The organism is uncultured Imperialibacter sp. (assembly GCF_963974565.1).
In the GTDB taxonomy this organism is placed as follows: domain Bacteria; phylum Bacteroidota; class Bacteroidia; order Cytophagales; family Cyclobacteriaceae; genus Imperialibacter; species Imperialibacter roseus.
Map to the genome: position 1 here is coordinate 33,759 of NZ_CAXBCJ010000026.1, position 17,275 is coordinate 51,033.

The window sequence follows — 17,275 nt, forward strand, 5'->3', positions numbered from 1 at the left end:
AATTTAGGAGAATATGAGAGAAGAGCAACCGGAAGTTACGCAGAAGGGCTCCGTCGATATATTTATCACCGGAGTCGTGCCGCTATATCTTCAAGTCACAAAAAAAACTATTCAACAAAGCAAACTCCTTTGTATCTTCCTCTTCATGAGCAAAAGCAATACAATACCCCCTGTTTACCAGATCGCCACACTGTTGGCGTTAGTGACTTACTACGGATGTTCACCAACTGATGTTAGCTGGCCCGAATACAACGGTGGCCCCGATCGGAATCACTACTCTGAACTAACCCAATTCACCAAAGAAAACGTCAATCGCCTGGAAAAGGCATGGGAATATAGCTCCGGTGGCGCCGATACTACTAAAAACCAGACGCAGATTCAGTGCAACCCCATCATCATCGATGGTGTACTCTACGGCGTTTCGGCGGGTTCGCAGGCTTTTGCGCTTGATGCGGCCTCTGGAAAAGAATTGTGGAAAACCAGTTTTACAGACAAAACCTTCTCGATGACCAGCCGGGGCGTTACTTACCAGTCGGATGAAACTGGAAAAAGGATTTTCTTTGGCTACGGGCACTTGCTCTACTGCCTCGACGCAAACACTGGAAAGCCGATTTCTTCCTTTGGAGACAATGGAAAAATAGATCTGAAGCAAGGCCTGGAACGCCCAACTTCCGACGACTACGTCGTGTACAACACACCCGGCGTCATCTTCGAAAACCTGTTGATTACTGGTGCCCGTGTGCAGGAAAATTCCGCAGCCTTGTTGGGCGATGTGCGGGCTTTTGACGTACACACAGGCGAGCTGACGTGGACGTTCAAAACGATACCCGAAAATGGCGAGTTTGGCAGCGACACCTGGCCACCTAATGCCAGGCAAAATACAGGCGGTGCCAACTCCTGGATGGGCATGGCCATCGATGGAGAAAATGAAATAGTATATGTTCCCACCGGTTCGGCTGCATTTGATTTTTACGGCGGCGACCGGGCAGGCGACAATCTCTTTGCCAATTGCCTACTCGCTCTCAATGCAAGAACAGGTGAGCGCATCTGGCATTTTCAGACCATGCATCATGACATTTGGGACAGAGACCTCCCGGCTCCTCCCAACCTGATCAAGCTCGAAAAAGACGGTCAGCAAATTCTGGCGGTGGCGCAAATTACCAAGCAGGGCTATGTTTTCGTCTTCAACCGCCTCACAGGAGAGCCGGTGTTCCCGATAGAAGAAAGGCCCATGCTTACAGCTGGCATGCCAGGTGAGCAAGTAAGCCCTACGCAGCCCTTCCCCACGCTGCCCGAACCCTTTACCAGACAGTCATTCACGTCGGCTGATGTGCGAACCGACGCTCCCGACCGGGAGGAGATTCTACGGGAGCTCAGCGCAGCAAAAACCGGTCGGGCTTATATTCCCCTGACTGAACAACGAACCATCTTCTTTCCGGGAACCGATGGAGGCGGGCAATGGGGTGGTGCGGCCGTTGACCCCGACGGCATCATGTATGTGCCTGCCAAGGAAGTGCCGGTATACTCTTCGCTTACCAACGCACCCGAGCAACAGGCTTTGACCTCCGCCAGCACTTTGTACCAAACTCATTGCGGCTCCTGCCATGGCAACGACATGACTGGCGACCATAGTGGTGCCTATCCGTCGCTCAAAGATTTTAACAAGCGAAGAACTGCCGATGAAGCATACAGCATCATAGAGCGAGGCCGGGGAATGATGCCTGCTTTTACTCAATTGAGCAACGCTGAAAAGAAAGCAATTGCCGACTACATCATGGGCATTGCCGATGTGACCCTGACAGCCTCCACTGACTCCCGCTCTTCGCCTTACAAACATACCGGCTATAACCGGTGGTACTCGGATGACGGCTACCCCGTGAATACTCCGCCCTGGGGAACGCTGACCGCCATTGACCTGGCTTCAGGAAGGAGAAAATGGCAGGTGCCACTTGGTGAATTTCCCAGAATGCGTGAACAAGGTTTGCCCCCAACAGGTACTGACAACTACGGCGGGCCGCTGGTGACCGGAGACCTCGTTTTTGTCGCTGCCACACCTGATCAGAAGTTCCGTGCGTTTGATAAATTGACTGGTGAACTAGTTTGGGAAACCACTCTTCCAGCCGCAGGCTATGCCTCGCCTTCCACATACTCGGTAAATGGAAAGCAATACCTGGTGATTGCCTGTGGTGGTGGCAAACTGAGAAGTCGTTCCGGAGACAGGTACGTCGCTTTTGCCTTGCCAGACTAGCTAGTCTTCGTACAGCCTCAGTCGACTCCTGACCTGGTTGAGTTCTGTTTGCAGCGCCTCAATTTTGTTCAGCAAATTGAATACGACGTCAATGCCTTCTATGTTGACATCCAGCTCATGATGCATACGGATCATCTTTTCGACGGCATTCATCTGATCTTCATGAACGTACTGAGCCTGTTCAATCGTTTCGATTTCAATCAACCCAATCTCTCCCAGGCTAATAAAAAAGGTAGTCTCTACTTTATAATGCTCGCAAAGCGTTTCTATTGGTATGTGGGTATCGGTTTTCATGGTTTTCTCAATTTAGCAAGTTCGCCCAACAATTCCTTCTCTTTGCTGGTCAGGTTCGTAGGTATGGAAATCTGATAAGTCACATACAAGTCGCCAAACGCTCCCTCTTTTTTGTAGACAGGAAAGCCCTTTCCTTTCAGTTTCACCTTCGATCCGTTTTGGGTTTCTGGCTGCACCTTCAATTTCACTTTTCCATCGAACGTATCAATGGTGATTTCCCCGCCCAGCATCGCTGTGTACAAATCGAGGTCCACTGTGGAGTAGAGGTTGTCACCATCAAGCTTGAATTTGGTATCGTTGGTAATAGCAAAGGTGATGTAGAGGTCGCCTTTTGGCCCACCATTCATTCCATCACCGCCATGACCTTTGATCTTGATCACCTGCCCGTCCTTAACGCCAGCGGGGATTGTCAGTCTTATTTTCTTGCCATTAACGGTCAATGTCTGCTTCTGCGTATTGAACACATCGCTTAAGCGCAAGTGCAACTCGGCATGATAGTCTTGTCCTTTGAATTTCACACTGCGCCCGCCCGCCCTACCAGCACCACCCCCGAACATAGATTCGAAAAAGTCGGAATAATCTTCACCGCCAAAACCTCCCGCAGCCTGCTGGTAAGTACTTCCTCTCCTCTGCTGCTGCTGTTGCGCTTTCGCCTTGTCAAACTCTTCCGCATGCTTCCAATCCTTGCCGTAAGCATCGTATTTCTTACGGTTCTCCGGGTTACTCAGCACCTCGTTCGCTTCATTCACCTCCTTGAACTTCCGTTCCGCCTCTTTGTCGTTGGGGTTGACGTCAGGATGGTATTTCCTGGCCAGCTTGCGATAGGCATTTTTTATTTCCTTTTCACTCGCTCCTTTATCGACCCCAAGCAATTGATAATAGTCTATAAACGCCATGTTTGTGGTGGTATTATTAACCTCTTATATCACAATTATCGGGTGTCCCGGCTATTATTTTTATGACCAGAGTCAATACAAAGCCGGATTCTTATCAGCCCGTATTTCGCATAAACAACCTAATTGTAAATTCCATTCCTCTGCAGTTTTAAAAACTTGACTTGGCCACCCAAAACCATTATTTGTTACCTTAGAGGGTAAAGTTTCAAACCCAATTTATGCTAAGACTTTCAGCGACAATAATTACACTTTTTTGCTGCATGATGGCTCGGGCCCAGATACTCAGGCAAGCCATACCAGACAAAACAGTGGTGCTGACTTTTGATGATGCCCCGGCCAGCCAGTATTCGGTAGTGGCTCCCCTGCTTCAGCAATACGGCTTTGATGCCACTTTTTTCGTCTGCGAATTTCCCCCTAACTACAAAGACAGCACCCTTTATATGAACTGGAGGCAGATCAGAGAGCTCGACAAAATGGGTTTTGAGATCGCCAGCCACACCCGGTCGCATGCCAAAGTGGCCAGCCTCACCAAACCTCAATTGATTGAAGAGCTTACCTATATTGAAACCAAGTGTGATTCTCTGGGAATAGCCAAACCAGCTAACTTTGCCTACCCCGGCTACAGCCTCAGTCCGTTGGTCGTTAGCACACTTGACGAACAGGGTTATGCCTTTGCCCGTGCTGGCGGCGGTCGCCCTTACGACCCGCTGAAGGATCACCCATTACTGATACCCAGCTGGGCGATGGACAGTTCCAATGAAAGTGAGATCATGCAAGCACTTGGGCAGGCCAAAGATGGGAAAATCGTGGTGCTGACCATTCATGGGGTACCGGATATAGAACACCCCTGGGTAGATACGCCGCCGGCACTCTTTAAAGAATACCTTCAATACTTTTCAGATAACGGCTTTAATGTGCTTTCAATGAAAGAACTTGAGCGCTACGTAAATGTAACGGAGGCCAAAAAGAAGCTCTCTCCAGACTACAATCTGCCTCTCAGGAACTAGCGCAAGCCAATTATAGCAACACCTCGGCGACCAGAAATCCTACGTAGGTGCCCAACCCAACTCCAAGCGACCCAACCACAATAGCTGGAAGCAACAAATCCTCCCGTTTCAGGCTTTTGGCCAGTGCCATGGCAGACGAAGCTCCACCCACGTTGGCCTGAGAAGCAATGGCAATAACGTCCCAATCCACCTTCAACAGGCCGCCCACCCCAAAAGTGACGAGGCCATGCACAACCACCACTATCAATGTGAAAATACCTACATACAGGGCCAATTCTCCAATGCCACCGAGCGCAGCTAGTTCACAAAAAGCACCTATCACTGCCAGGAAAAGGTAGACAGTAAACAACCCTAGCAGTCGGCTGCCCTGCAACTCCCTGATGGCCTTGAACTGGGCAAGCACGAGAGCAATGGTAGTCACAATAAGAATAGAAGGAAAATTCCAACCAAAGGCAGCATTCAAGGCAACAGCAAGCCAGTCGGACACCAACAAACTACCTCCTCCCAGCGAAAGCAGCGCAGCCAGCGACCACATAGATACCGTTTCCTTTTCTTCTGGAAACTTCTCCTCTAAATCTTTGGCCGAAGTTTTTCCACCTACCCGTTTCCAAATCTTGCCAAGCACCCTTGGCAACACCAGGGTCACCACCATCCAAACGGTCGTCAAAATGTTATCGACCGCCACAGTTCCAGCATAGAGCCCCCCCTCCTTCATCACTCCGTAATGCAGGGCAATCGCATTGAAATTAAGGCTCCCGCCTATATAAGTGCCCGTCATCATGCCGGCAAGTGCTTTGTAATGCTCACCAAATACATCCGGGCCATCAATTAGCCAAATAGCCACCACTGCGCCCAAAGCGGTGCCTGCTGCTCCGATCAAAAACATGGTGAGCATTGGCAGGCCGGCCTTTTTTAACTCGCTCAGCCGCACGTCCAGCAGTAGGAAGAAAACAGACAAGGGAGCTACATAGGTAAAAATGGCATCATACACGACCGACGACTCTGTTGCTGAAGGAATGACACCCAGGTTGGCAACCACGGCTGTAAGTATAATAACCAGCAGAGTTGTACCCAGGTGCCTCAAAAAAGTGTTATTCTCCAGCCATTCGCTGATGAGAATATTAACGACAAGAATGGTAAGCACCCACAATGGATTTGACATGCCAGGTTAGTTTTTGTACTTAAAAGTAAAGCAATTGATATTGCACCAGGCTATTTAGGGAAGTTTTAAGTTCAAACCCACGAAAATTCTGATTCCCACCGCTCGTTATTATATTAGAGGCAAGCCAGCAGAAATTTTTAACCCGTTTTATGGAAAACAGCATTAACTATCTTCCTTTATTCGTCATCATGGTGGTAGCCTGGCTGGTACCCATGGCGCTATCATGGGGCCGAGTCACCAAAATTCCGGCGGTCATTGTTGAGATCATTGTGGGCGTTATTATTGGCCCCTATGTGCTCGACTGGATTCACGAAACTCCCTACATGCGATTTCTTGCTTACTCGGGATTCCTGTTCCTGATATTTCTTTCCGGTCTCGAAATTGACCTTGGTGAGATTTATCGGTCGCTACCCAAGAAGATTAGAAAGATAGATCTGATAAGCAATTCAATGCTGCTGGCTATCACCATCTACACAGGATCACTTCTATTTTCAATCCCATTTTCCTGGCTCCTGAATTCCTTTTTTAACACCGATATAGTTTTCTTTTCAATGCTGCTACCCACAGTGGCGCTTAGCATCATTGTCCCCATCATCAAAGCTGATGGCGAGCTTAGTCGAAAATTTGGGAAAATAATCTTAATGGTCGGCGCCATTGCCACTATTATGAGTATCATTCTCATTTCGATCTATTCCGGAATTTTGAAAAATGGGTTTGAGTTCGAGCTTCTTCTTTTTCTCGTCATCTTTGTAGTTTTCTTTGTTGCCTACAAAGCCGGAAGATGGCTTATAGGGATTCGCACCTTTCAAAAACTGCTTTACACCCTTGAACACGCCGCCTCTCAAATCAGAATTCGTGGCACTGTTGCGCTGCTGCTGTCGTTCGTAGTCGTCGCCTATCTTATCAAAACAGAACTGGTTTTAGGTGCTTTCTTTGCAGGCTCACTCCTCTCGATGTTTTTGAACAAACAGCGATCTGCCCTCATGTTCAAACTTGATGGAATGAGCTATGGCTTCTTTATTCCCATCTTCTTTATCATGGTGGGTGTTAACCTCGATATTTCTGCGCTGAGTGAATTCCAAAGATCAATCCCCCTGATCCTATCTATTTTGTTCGGATTCTTTGTCACACAAGTGTTACCTGCCTTTGCCATGGCAAAGATATTTGGGTGGAAAAAAGCCTTGTCGGGCGGCCTTTTGCTTTCATCAAGGTTGGGACTAAGTATTGCCACGGCCCAAATAGGGCTGTCGCTTGGTGTGATAGACCAATCAACAAACTCGGGGATCGTGGCCGCTTCCATCCTTACATCCGTTTTGGCGCCTATGCTTTACAAACTGCTGCACAGCGAAGGCGAGGTAAATTTCAACTTGTATTTGTTTGGGGGCAGCAAAGGAAGCCTCCTCCTTGCGGAACGCCTGAAACTGCATGGACTGAGTCTCTTCACCGTCGTTACCACAGCAGAAGACGTTAATATCCTAAAGGAAAAAGGAATTGATGCGGCGTATGTGCCTAACCTGGACACCTACTATCTGCGCAAATTGAAAATAAGACCAACCGATCAGGTAGTCATTCTGACTGATTCTTTTGCCATGAATAAAAACCTGGCGCTATTCCTTGAAAATGAACTAAACCATAAAAAAATTATCACCCTAACCAAAGACAAGCACTCCACACTCTTTGGTGAAGCTTCGGGCGTAAAGCTGGTCAACCTCGATGACACCCTCGCAAGTCATGTAGAGAACCTGATCATGAGGCCAGACTCCTACCAGGCATTTTCAGACAGTTTTGGGCTGTACAGGGTGGAAGAGATTCTCATGAGCAACTCCCATCACGATAGGGAAAAGGTGAAAAAAATAGCCTTTCCACCTTCGGGGTCTCTGGTGATGTTCAGAAGAAACAATGAAATCTTTATTCCACACGGGGACACACAATTATTGCTGGGCGACGTAATCACGGTGATAGGAAATACCCAGGCGCTCGAAGAATTTCGGAAAATATTGGAGTAATATTTATTCATATACATAAATTCGAGCGATGAAATTAACCTGTAGGGTCGTAGGCACCATCGCTTCCTTTTTTCTTTGTTTTTTTCTCTCAAAACGGGCTGAAGCGCAATTATCGTTCGACCCTCAGCACTCCTTCTTTATTGAGATTCCGTTCGATACCTCGGGTGTTTTTGAAGGCCAGGAAAAGCCCTTCGGAGGCATTTCTGCTATCACCTACTCGGGGCATGAAAACGACTACTACTTGCTCTCCGATGGGCTTCCAGCCAGGTATTACACATTTACCATCGACCCAATAAAAGGCCAGCGCATCGTTTACAAAGACGTGCATTATCTGGCGGAAAGCCAAATTCGTGGTGAAGGAATGGCGCTGGCAGGATCGAAGATGTTTATATCCGACGAGAGGGATATTGATAATGTGGAAAAGACGCTTGTTTGGCAAACCGACGCTTCAGGAAAACTCCAAAACATCAAAGACCTGCCTGCCAAATACTATGGGGAAATGTACGACAATAGCGGCTTTGAAGGGCTTACTATCAGTCCCGATCACAAGAAGCTTTTTCTTGCTATGGAAAGGGCACTGCCAACGAGTGGCTGCAGGAGTATCTTGCCGATTCTTGAGTACTCACTGAGAGATCATAGCACCAAAACATACTGGTATCAAATGCAATGGGATACCAAGGGAAATGGCATTAGCTCTTTGGTGGCCTTAAACGACTATGAATTGCTGGTGATAGAGCGAGACTACCTGAAAGCAGAGGATCGTAATGAGGTAAATATTTACAAGATTACGTTGATCGAGCCGTCCAAAAACAACGACTCCGACTGTCCGCAGTCAGGAGATCCGGTGCTGGTGCCTGAAAAAATATTCTCCTTCACCCAGGACCTGAAGCTGGGTGGCCAACCTTACAAAGTAAACAATATTGAGGGCGCTACTTTCACCCCTGATGGCCAATATCTTTTGCTGGTTTCGGACAACAACTTCGGCAACAAAGGCAACGGCACACCCACTCAGCTGGTAGCTCTGAAGGTGGCTAAGTTGTAGCTTTCAACTTTTTCCTTACTCGTCAACCCTGTTCAACACTGAATCCGGGAAGTAGCGGTTAGTAAGGGCCACCATTTCGTCACCTTTCACAAACATGCTGATGTTGATTTCCTCAGTGTGCTTGCAGCCGCAGGCTCCTAACAATTCGAGTACCGCCTCAATAGTATTGTGATGAAAATTGTAGACTCTTTCGGCTTTGTCACTCACTACAAGGCCTTTCACCAATTCACCATCCTGGGTGGCCACTCCAGTGGGGCAATCGTTCGTGTTACAACGCAACGCCTGAATGCAACCGATGCTGAACATAAACGCCCGGGCAGAATTGCAGATATCTGCTCCAAGCGCTTTCATCCTCAGAATCGAAAAAGCTGTCAGCACCTTGCCGCTGGCAATCACCCTGACCTCTTCTCTCAGCCCGAACTTTTTCAATGTGCTGTGCACAAATATCAGTGCAGGCTCAAGAGGAATACCCACTGAGTCGGAGAACTCAAGAGGAGCTGCTCCCGTACCGCCTTCTGCACCATCAACGGTGATGAAATCGGGCCAAACACCTTCTTCCTTCATTTCCTTGCAAAGTTCAATGAACTCTTCAGTCCGACCCACGCATAGCTTGAAGCCAATAGGTTTTCCGCCTGAAAGCTCCCTTAGCTCAGCAATAAAATGAACCAGTCCTTTGGCATTGCTAAATTTCTTATGGCTAGGGGGTGAAATAATAGTGGTGTGCGGCTTCACTCCTCTGATCTTTGCAATCTCCTCGGTATTCTTTGATCCGGGCAACACCCCACCATGCCCAGGCTTGGCACCTTGCGATAGCTTGATCTCGATCATTTTCACCTGAGGAGTAGCAGCCTTCTTTTTGAATTCGTCCGGGTCAAAGTCTCCATCGTGTGTGCGACAACCAAAGTACCCTGTTCCTATCTGCCAAGTGATGTCGCCTCCACCCTCAAGGTGATAGTGAGAAAGGCCCCCCTCTCCTGTATTGTGATAGAAGTTGCCCTTTTTAGCGCCCTTGTTCAGAGCAAGAATGGCGTTCCTGCTCAGCGACCCGAAGCTCATGGCTGAGATATTGAGCACCGAAGCGCTATAGGGTTGTTTGCAAAATTTGCTTCCAATATCTACCCTCGGAAATTCTTTCACTGGCTCTGTGGCATATATTGAGTGCCTGATGCCTTCGTAGTTCTCATCGTTGATGTTCAGCTGAGTACCAAATGGATGGGTGGCATTAACATTTTTGGCCCTGCGATACACCAGCGCACGGTGATTGCGGCTAAATGGCTTTCCGTCGGTCGATTTTTCAATGAAATACTGCTGAATTTCAGGAGAAATAAGCTCAAAGAGGTAGCGAAAATAGCCCAGGATGGGAAAGTTGCGAAGAATGGTGTGGCTCTTCTGAATCCGATTCATGAGTCCCACAAAACTCAAAGGACCAATCACAATGAAAGCCCACAACATAGGGGGCCAGAAGTAGCTGACAATGCCAATAAAAAGAACAGAGATAACAATGGACCTGTAGAAAAGGTGTCTCATACTGACTAGGGTTGATAGTAAATTCTTAAAGATTGAAATCTTTAGGGAGATTTCACGGAGCTAGCCAATTAATATTTTAAAAATTGTGGTTTCCCACATTAATCCGGCAGCATCCGATGGCGAGGATGCTGCCGGGGGCAATTACTTTGCAGCCGCAATGATCTTATCGAGGTGGCTGTTGAACTTGTCAAGCGTTGCAGCCAAAGTGATTATTTCCTCCTGAGCTTCTGCCCATTCCTCTTGCTCTATAGCTTCTCTCACACCAGGAAGCGTTTTTACGCCATATCCTGTGTAAAAACCTGGCGCATAAATCTCGTGCTTAAACCAATCTCTCCTGGGTAGTCCGCTCTCATCAATTAATGTTCTCTCCGAGCGATAGAGTAACTCATTAACCTTTGCCCATTTGGCAGGTGCTATGCTTCCCGCTTTAAGTAAGCCGTCCAAAGTAGCGGCCTTCTCTTTCAGTTTTGCAAGTGAGGTTTGCAGGGGGCTGAAATTAAGGTAAGGCACTTCTTTAGGTGGCAGAGGCTTGTAATTAGGCTGTTTGGGATCGGCGGCCAGGTCGTAGTAGTTCTGCTTTAACATGCCGTTGATCTTCTCTGCTTCCTTTCTCATTTGCTCAGGCAGCTTCATCACCTCATCGGCATAGGTAGCGACTGTGCTGTAGAAATGATCGAACTCAAAAGGAAGAATATCGGCATTGGCAAGCCTCATGGTCAAGCGCCCGCAGACTTGCGCCAGCACTACACCGTACACCATCCCGGGATCCTGGAACCTTGAATAGTGGTCGTAAGAATCGTAAATCGAATGGTATTCGCCGCCGCCACTTTCACCACCAAAGCCAACGTTGAGCGAGGCGATACCCAAATGCTGAATAAACGGTGTAAAGTCAGAACCTGATCCAAGTGCACTTATTTGAAACCCTTTATGGTCAGGGTTGCCAGAGTTAACTATATCAAACGCCTTTCTTCTCTCTGCCAGTGTCACTCCCTTTTGCGGGTCGGTGACAGAGGCAGCCACCTCACCTACCAGCTCTTCGAGCGTATGAGATCCTCCTGCAAACAGGAATCCCCGACCATTTCCGTCGGTATTGATGTAAGCAACCGCTTTTTCCTTCAGTTCCGCTGCATGGTCCTCAGCCCATTCTGTAGAGCCAATTAACCCTGGCTCCTCAGCATCCCAGCCGCAGTAAACGATGGTTCTCTTTGGCTTCCAACCGCTCTTTGTCAGTTCAGCAACAGCCCTGGCCTCTTCCATCAACGCCACCATACCACTGACTGGGTCGGCGGCACCATTTACCCACGCATCGTGGTGGTTGCCACGAATCACCCATTGGTCGGGAAATTCGCTGCCTTTCATTTTGGCAATTACATTATAGGCCGGCTTGATGTCCCAGTTGAATTCAAGTTTCAGATGAACCTTTGCCGGGCCCGGACCTATGTGATACGTGATTGGCAGGCCTCCTCTCCAGGAAGCCGGAGCTACAGGGCCTCCCAGGGCATCCAGCAGCGGCTTTGCATCACCATAAGAGATGGGAATCACAGGAATTTTAGTCAATGTAGGTGCCGTCTTGATATCGAGCCTTTTTGCGTCTTTCGTGGCACCGACTCCTGGTGTCAAAGGGTCTCCCGGGTACAGCGGCATATCCATCACAGAACCACGCTGAGCGCCATGTTCGCTTCTGTAAGGGCCTTCAGGGTACACATCGCCCTGCACATAGCCATCGTCGGCCGGGTCAGAATAGATGATACAGCCAATAGCTCCTTTTTCGGCAGCCAGCTTGGGTTTGATGCCCCTCCATGAGCCATAGTATTTGGCTATCACAATCTTCCCTTTCACATCTATACCCGCCTTTTCAAGCTCCTCGTAATCGGCTGGCACGCCGTAGTTGACATATACCAGCTCGGCAGTCACGTCGCCATCGGCAGAGTAGGCATTGTACACTGGCAATTGCTCCTTCGTCTGCCCGGAAGTAGCATCTTCTTTCAGCGCTGGCTCCACAAGCCCCGCTTTGAAACGAGTAGGTCCAGTCATTTCCAGCAGCCTCACTTTAGGGGTGGGAAACAGCACATCGTAGCTCACCACCTCAGCCTCATAGCCCCACGATTTAAACATCGCAGCCATAAAATCCGCATTGTCTTTATCATAGGGCGACCCCACGTGGTGAGGCCTCGACGACATGCGTTTTAACCACTGATCGAGGTTCTCAGCCTTCAGCTGCTGATCAAATTTTTTCTCCAGTTCCAGCTCAGAAGCGGGGTCTCTAAAGCCCATAATGGCTTTGTCTTGCGCAAAAGCGCCTGTCATGGACACGCCCAAAGCCACAAGGGATAAAAAAGTAGTAAATCTCCTCATTCGTTTTTTTTCTTTAATATAGAAAGAAAATAACCTGAGAAAGCGGCCTTGTACAATGAAGGAAATATTGCTTGAAGAGTGGTGCTTTTTGGAATAACGATTACCCAACATCTCACAAATGATCAATCCATTTTTGGCGGGCATGAACAAGCGTTCCACCAAAGACCTTAAGCAGGTTATCGCTGAAAGTCAGAAGTATACTGCTGAGGCTATTGAGGCAGCCCTCGTGGTGTTGAAAGAAAGGCAAGTAGAGGTAGATCTGCCCATTGTTGCCACGCAGCCTTTGAGGGAACAAAAAGCTGTAAGAAAAAAGAAGGGGTTTCGGTTTCTGAGGCACTATGTCAGGTTCATTCTTCACCCAGATGTACACGCTATCGAGGCTGGCCTAATAGGTAAGACAATGATTGCCTTGAGGTTTTATGCAGTATCAATTCTCCTGTATCTACCTCTCGTGTACCTACTGCCACTGCTGGCAAAAATCCCCGGGGTCTCCTTCCCAACAAGTAAGCCTATTTTTCCTGGCGAAAGCCTCAATCAACTAGACTTGATCATGTTTGTAATGGTAATGCCGCCACTAGTAGGACTGGTAGAGGAATTTGCCTTTCGGCTTTTTCTCGACCGGTTCAATAAAAAATATGCGTACATCTCATTGTCTATGATTTGCTCGTATTTCATTATTAATACTTTCGCCATGTTACTCTATCCTGACTATTTTGAGAGTACTGGCATTACCGGGCAACTACTTTTCACTTTTATCATGCTGGGAGCATTCTCCGCTATTATTTACATAGCGCTCAGCAATTCTCCGACTGTAACTAAGTTTCTTGAAAACATCTGGGAAACCGATTTCAAAAAAGTATTCTATTTGTCAGCTATCATCTTCGCCGTCTCACATCTTAGAAATTATGACTGGGAGCCCCAAAGCTTTATACTCCTGCCAGTTGTCCTGTTTCCTTACTTCAATTATGCCTTTCTTTTTAGCCTCCTCCGCATTAGGCTCGGAATAGTTTACGCCATAAGCATCCATGCCCTGGTCGATCTGATAGCCGTCCTGATTTTTGTCTCCAAAATGAGTTAATGGGTTGGAGTGGGAATTATTCCTGCATCGTCTCGGTATTCTAACAAAGCATTCATTATATAGTTATTCACATAAACCGTTAACAAAATATTCAAATGGCTAGAATTACATTGGGTGGAAATCCATGCACCACTATTGGCGAACTTCCTGTAGTAGGGTCTTCAGCACCAAATTTTAAATTGGTAAAAGCAGATATGTCGGAGGCATCTTTGTCTGACTTCAAAGGAAAGAAAGTGATCCTTAATATCTTCCCCAGCGTAGACACCAGGGTTTGTGCCACCTCGGTCAGAAAATTCAATAAAGAAGCATCATCATTCGACAATGCAGTCGTTTTATGTATTAGCAAAGACTTGCCATTTGCCGCCAAAAGGTTTTGTGGCGCTGAGGGGCTGGACAACGTCATCACGCTGTCTAACTTCAGAGACGGCAACGCTTTCGGCAAAGCCTATGGTGTAGAAATTATCGACGGTGGGTTCCAGGGGCTCGACGCAAGAGCTGTCGTGGTGATAGACGAAACAGGCAGGGTAGCGTATACTGAACTTGTGCCAGAAATTGGTCAGGAGCCAGATTACGAAGGCGCATTGAAGGCGATTTAAACTATTGGAGACCTGATTGGTCATAAAAAAGGCACCAGAGATAATTCTCCGGTGCCTTTTTATATGTGCTTTTTGAAGCCTTACAGCTCCAAAGCATTGTTCATATTACGAACAGCTGCTGCGCTGGCCTCAAACTTTGTCTTTTCTTCAGCGTTGAGCTTGAAGTCAACTACTTTCTCCCATCCGTTTTTGCCAATAATCACAGGCACACCTACGCAGATGTCTTTTTGACCATATTCGCCATCCAGATAAACCGAAGCGCTCATTAATTTTTTCTGGTCACGCACAATGGCCTCGATCACAGCTGCTCCCGACGCACCCGGAGCGTACCATGCTGAAGTACCCAGCAGGCCAGTAAGCGTGGCGCCTCCCACCATCGTAGCTTTCGACACTTCCTCAAGCTTCTCTGCCGACAGGTAGTTGGATACAGGAGTTGAATTATAAGTGGCCAGGCGAGTCAAAGGAATCATGGTGGTGTCACCATGTCCGCCAACTACAACACCCTGTACGTCATTGGCATTGCAGTTCAGTGCTTCAGCCAACCTGTAGCGGAAACGGGCACTGTCCAATGTACCACCCATGCCAATGATACGATTTTTAGGTATACCGCTCGTTTTAACAGCGAGATAGGTCATCGTATCCATAGGGTTGCTGATCACCACAATGATAGCCTCTGGAGAGTGCTTAAGTACATTTTCAGTTACTGACTTAACAATGCCAGCGTTGGTGCCGATCAACTCTTCACGGGTCATGCCTGGCTTTCTTGGGATGCCCGACGTAATCACCACTACTTTCGATCCGGCTGTTTTGCTATAGTCGCCAGTAGTACCAATGATTCTTGAGTTGAATCCATTAAGGGTTGCACATTGGTTGAGATCCATTGCCTTGCCTTCTGCAAAGCCTTCCTTGATATCGAGGATCACAATTTCATCAGCCAGTTCTTTCATGGCTGCATATTCAGCTACACTGGCCCCCACGTTTCCGGCGCCAACAACGGTAATTTTCATATGTCTATTTTTTTAGGAGTTGAACCATTTAATAATCGGGACAAAGCTATAAAATACAAGCTATTATTCGAACAAGCTTTTGACTAATTGACCTGCCCGGTAGTCAACAAATATGTGCGGCAAATATTTAGCGCCTTTTGTAGGCCAGGCTCAGGTCAAAAAAGCCGAAGTGATTCCGGTAAGACTTCACAAGGTTAGCAGAATAGGCATTGTAAATCTCAGCAAATGAGGTCATCACCTTAGCCCTGATCACCGTGTTATCATTCATGATCTGTAATAAGTTTACTTGCGGAATCACATAAAGTTCGGCATTGTCGCTCACTACAACGGAGGTAAAAATTCGGGTGGCATTTTCAATCACAGTATTGTCTCCAAATGCATCGCCTGGATAGATCCTGGACAGCTCCTCGAATTTATCCTTCACGTCGATGTTCAGCGCTATCTCGCCGCTCTTAATGATGTAAAGGGCATGGCTGGGGTCTCCCCTAAAAAAAACGGCTTCCTCATTTTTATACTGCCTCAGGTACAGATAAGGCACAAACAAGGCCATCTCCTCATAGCTCAATCTTTCGAACAGTCTCACTTTTTGTAAAAAGCCAAAAAGGTTGAGTTCCTCTGAGTTATAAGACTTTCTAAATGGATTCAATATGCTCTTTAACATACACTTAGTTTGTACACCCTGCTTGTGGTAGACGTAATTTTACATCGGTCATCTATTCTTTTGCCAACCACCCAGATCACTTCACCGCCGGACAACAGGACATATACCCTGCTTTTCAAGTTTACTGGAATTTTGGCATCAATCATAAAATCGCTGATGTTTTTTTGGCCGCTCATCCCCAGTGGCACAAAGCTGTCTCCTTCTCTCCAGCGCCGAAGCTCCAAAGGAAACTGCAGGCAGTCGGCATCCAGCAAAGCTACACCCTCCGACCGATCAATGGCGACTGGCATTGCCAACGTTTGGCAGCTGAGCTTTCCGAGCTGAAATACTACCTCTTTGTCATTTACGTCAACGAAGATCGGCTCTTCACCTTCGTGCTCACCTGCCCTGCTTATAATAAGCCGACCCCGGTCCAGGTTGATCTGATGGGTATCGGTGAAAAAAAGTTTGCCGGAAATGCCTTCTCCAATACTCGCTTCCAATTGCTTGAAAGACTTGTATGCCAGCGATGTTTTAGCCTTCAGGTACTCATAGAGGTAAAACATAGAATGCTCTCCGGCTCCCTTCAGTGCTACTTCGGTGTAACCTTCCTTTTCCACCACATGGCTGGCCTGCCAGGCCTCCAGCTCGCCCTTGATGGCAGCGTCAGCGCTCCAAAGCCTGGCCAGCGTGTCCTTCAGGGTAGCCCCCAGAGAAGGATTTAGTTCTTCCAACACCGGCACTACACGGTGTCGCAGCTTGTTTCGCTCGTAGGCATCTTTGGCATTCGAGGCATCCTCTCTCCACTTCAGGGCCAGTGCACCAGCTATTTCTCTTATTTCTTCGCCTGTAAATGCCAGCATAGGCCTGACAAAGTGATCTCTGGCCGGTGTGATGCCGGAAAGGCCCCGAAAACCAGTCCCGTGTGTGAGGTTGAGCAAAATGGTTTCCAGCGCATCATTGACGTGGTGTGCCGTGGCAATTTTAGCGTTACCTTGTTGCTCACTTAGTGTTGAAAAATATCCGTACCTAAGCTCCCTTGCCGCCATTTGAATCGACAGGCCGTTTTCCTCAGCGAAAGCTGTGGTATCAAAAGAGGTCGAAAAAAATTGCACCTTCCATTCATTGGCCAATTGCTTTACAAAGTCCTCATCGCCATCGGAAGCTTCACCTCTCAACTTAAAATTGCAGTGCACAACACCGAAAGGCTGTCCAAGCGCCACCATTAACCTCCCCATCACCACCGAATCTACTCCTCCGCTGATCGCCAGCAAAATCTTTTCCTTTGCACCAAAAAGACCATGCTTCCCGATAAAAATTCTTAATTCATGGAGTTTTTTTTCGATATCCATACCGCATTTGATGGCCCTGCCGTTTAAGCAGCTATAGGAACTTTACGCAAGTAAAGGTTCTTTCT

14 protein-coding genes are annotated in these 17,275 nt (G+C 47.7%); 6 read left to right on the top strand and 8 right to left on the bottom strand.

What is annotated here, in order from left to right:
* Positions 1–13: 13 nt before the first annotated feature.
* Complete coding sequence (locus AAC052_RS25205) at positions 14–2,248, top strand: pyrroloquinoline quinone-dependent dehydrogenase (protein ID WP_339815974.1); 2,235 nt, start codon at positions 14–16, stop codon at positions 2,246–2,248.
* Here the strand turns inward: AAC052_RS25205 and AAC052_RS25210 are convergent, their stop codons facing one another.
* Positions 2,249–2,542 carry a chaperone modulator CbpM gene (locus AAC052_RS25210; RefSeq protein ID WP_339815976.1) on the bottom strand — a complete coding sequence of 98 codons (294 nt, stop codon included), beginning with the start codon at positions 2,540–2,542 and terminating at the stop codon, positions 2,249–2,251.
* Positions 2,539–3,438, bottom strand: a complete 900-nt coding sequence (locus tag AAC052_RS25215) for a J domain-containing protein (RefSeq protein ID WP_339793735.1) — start codon at positions 3,436–3,438, stop codon at positions 2,539–2,541. The genes AAC052_RS25210 and AAC052_RS25215 overlap by 4 nt, the downstream gene beginning before the upstream one ends.
* Positions 3,439–3,656: 218 nt before the next feature.
* Here AAC052_RS25215 and AAC052_RS25220 point away from each other — a divergent pair, with 218 nt between their 5' ends.
* Positions 3,657–4,445, top strand: a complete 789-nt coding sequence (locus AAC052_RS25220; RefSeq protein ID WP_339815977.1) for a polysaccharide deacetylase family protein — start codon at positions 3,657–3,659, stop codon at positions 4,443–4,445.
* Between the two features lie 10 nt (positions 4,446–4,455).
* Here AAC052_RS25220 and AAC052_RS25225 read toward each other — a convergent pair whose 3' ends face one another.
* Positions 4,456–5,607, bottom strand: a complete 1,152-nt coding sequence (locus AAC052_RS25225; RefSeq protein ID WP_339815978.1) for a DUF819 family protein — start codon at positions 5,605–5,607, stop codon at positions 4,456–4,458.
* Between the two features lie 149 nt (positions 5,608–5,756).
* Here AAC052_RS25225 and AAC052_RS25230 point away from each other — a divergent pair, with 149 nt between their 5' ends.
* Positions 5,757–7,613, top strand: coding sequence for a cation:proton antiporter (locus tag AAC052_RS25230; RefSeq protein ID WP_317487056.1), 1,857 nt, complete (start codon positions 5,757–5,759; stop codon positions 7,611–7,613).
* Between the two features lie 28 nt (positions 7,614–7,641).
* Complete coding sequence (locus tag AAC052_RS25235) at positions 7,642–8,655, top strand: esterase-like activity of phytase family protein (protein ID WP_339815979.1); 1,014 nt, start codon at positions 7,642–7,644, stop codon at positions 8,653–8,655.
* 15 nt (positions 8,656–8,670) lie between these two features.
* On the opposite strand, the gene AAC052_RS25240 is transcribed toward AAC052_RS25235, so the two are convergent.
* Complete coding sequence (locus tag AAC052_RS25240; RefSeq protein WP_339815980.1) at positions 8,671–10,182, bottom strand: FMN-binding glutamate synthase family protein; 1,512 nt, start codon at positions 10,180–10,182, stop codon at positions 8,671–8,673.
* A 141-nt stretch (positions 10,183–10,323) separates the two neighbouring features.
* On the bottom strand, positions 10,324–12,537 hold the full coding sequence (locus AAC052_RS25245; protein ID WP_339815981.1) for a M28 family metallopeptidase: 2,214 nt from the start codon (positions 12,535–12,537) through the stop codon (positions 10,324–10,326).
* 118 nt (positions 12,538–12,655) lie between these two features.
* Here AAC052_RS25245 and AAC052_RS25250 point away from each other — a divergent pair, with 118 nt between their 5' ends.
* Positions 12,656–13,615, top strand: coding sequence for a CPBP family glutamic-type intramembrane protease (locus AAC052_RS25250; protein ID WP_339815982.1), 960 nt, complete (start codon positions 12,656–12,658; stop codon positions 13,613–13,615).
* A 95-nt stretch (positions 13,616–13,710) separates the two neighbouring features.
* The gene (gene tpx, locus AAC052_RS25255; RefSeq protein ID WP_317487061.1) at positions 13,711–14,211 is read left to right on the top strand and encodes a thiol peroxidase; all 501 of its coding nucleotides are present in this window, start codon (positions 13,711–13,713) and stop codon (positions 14,209–14,211) included.
* Positions 14,212–14,291: 80 nt separating this feature from the next.
* Here tpx and mdh read toward each other — a convergent pair whose 3' ends face one another.
* The 3 genes from mdh to tilS form a co-directional block, all read right to left on the bottom strand.
* Positions 14,292–15,218, bottom strand: coding sequence for a malate dehydrogenase (mdh, locus tag AAC052_RS25260; protein ID WP_317487062.1), 927 nt, complete (start codon positions 15,216–15,218; stop codon positions 14,292–14,294).
* Between the two features lie 127 nt (positions 15,219–15,345).
* Positions 15,346–15,879 carry a cyclic nucleotide-binding domain-containing protein gene (locus AAC052_RS25265; protein WP_317487063.1) on the bottom strand — a complete coding sequence of 178 codons (534 nt, stop codon included), beginning with the start codon at positions 15,877–15,879 and terminating at the stop codon, positions 15,346–15,348.
* Positions 15,873–17,210, bottom strand: a complete 1,338-nt coding sequence (gene tilS, locus AAC052_RS25270) for a tRNA lysidine(34) synthetase TilS (RefSeq protein WP_339815984.1) — start codon at positions 17,208–17,210, stop codon at positions 15,873–15,875. Before tilS ends, AAC052_RS25265 begins: the two co-directional genes overlap by 7 nt.
* Between the last annotated feature and the right edge of the window lie 65 nt (positions 17,211–17,275).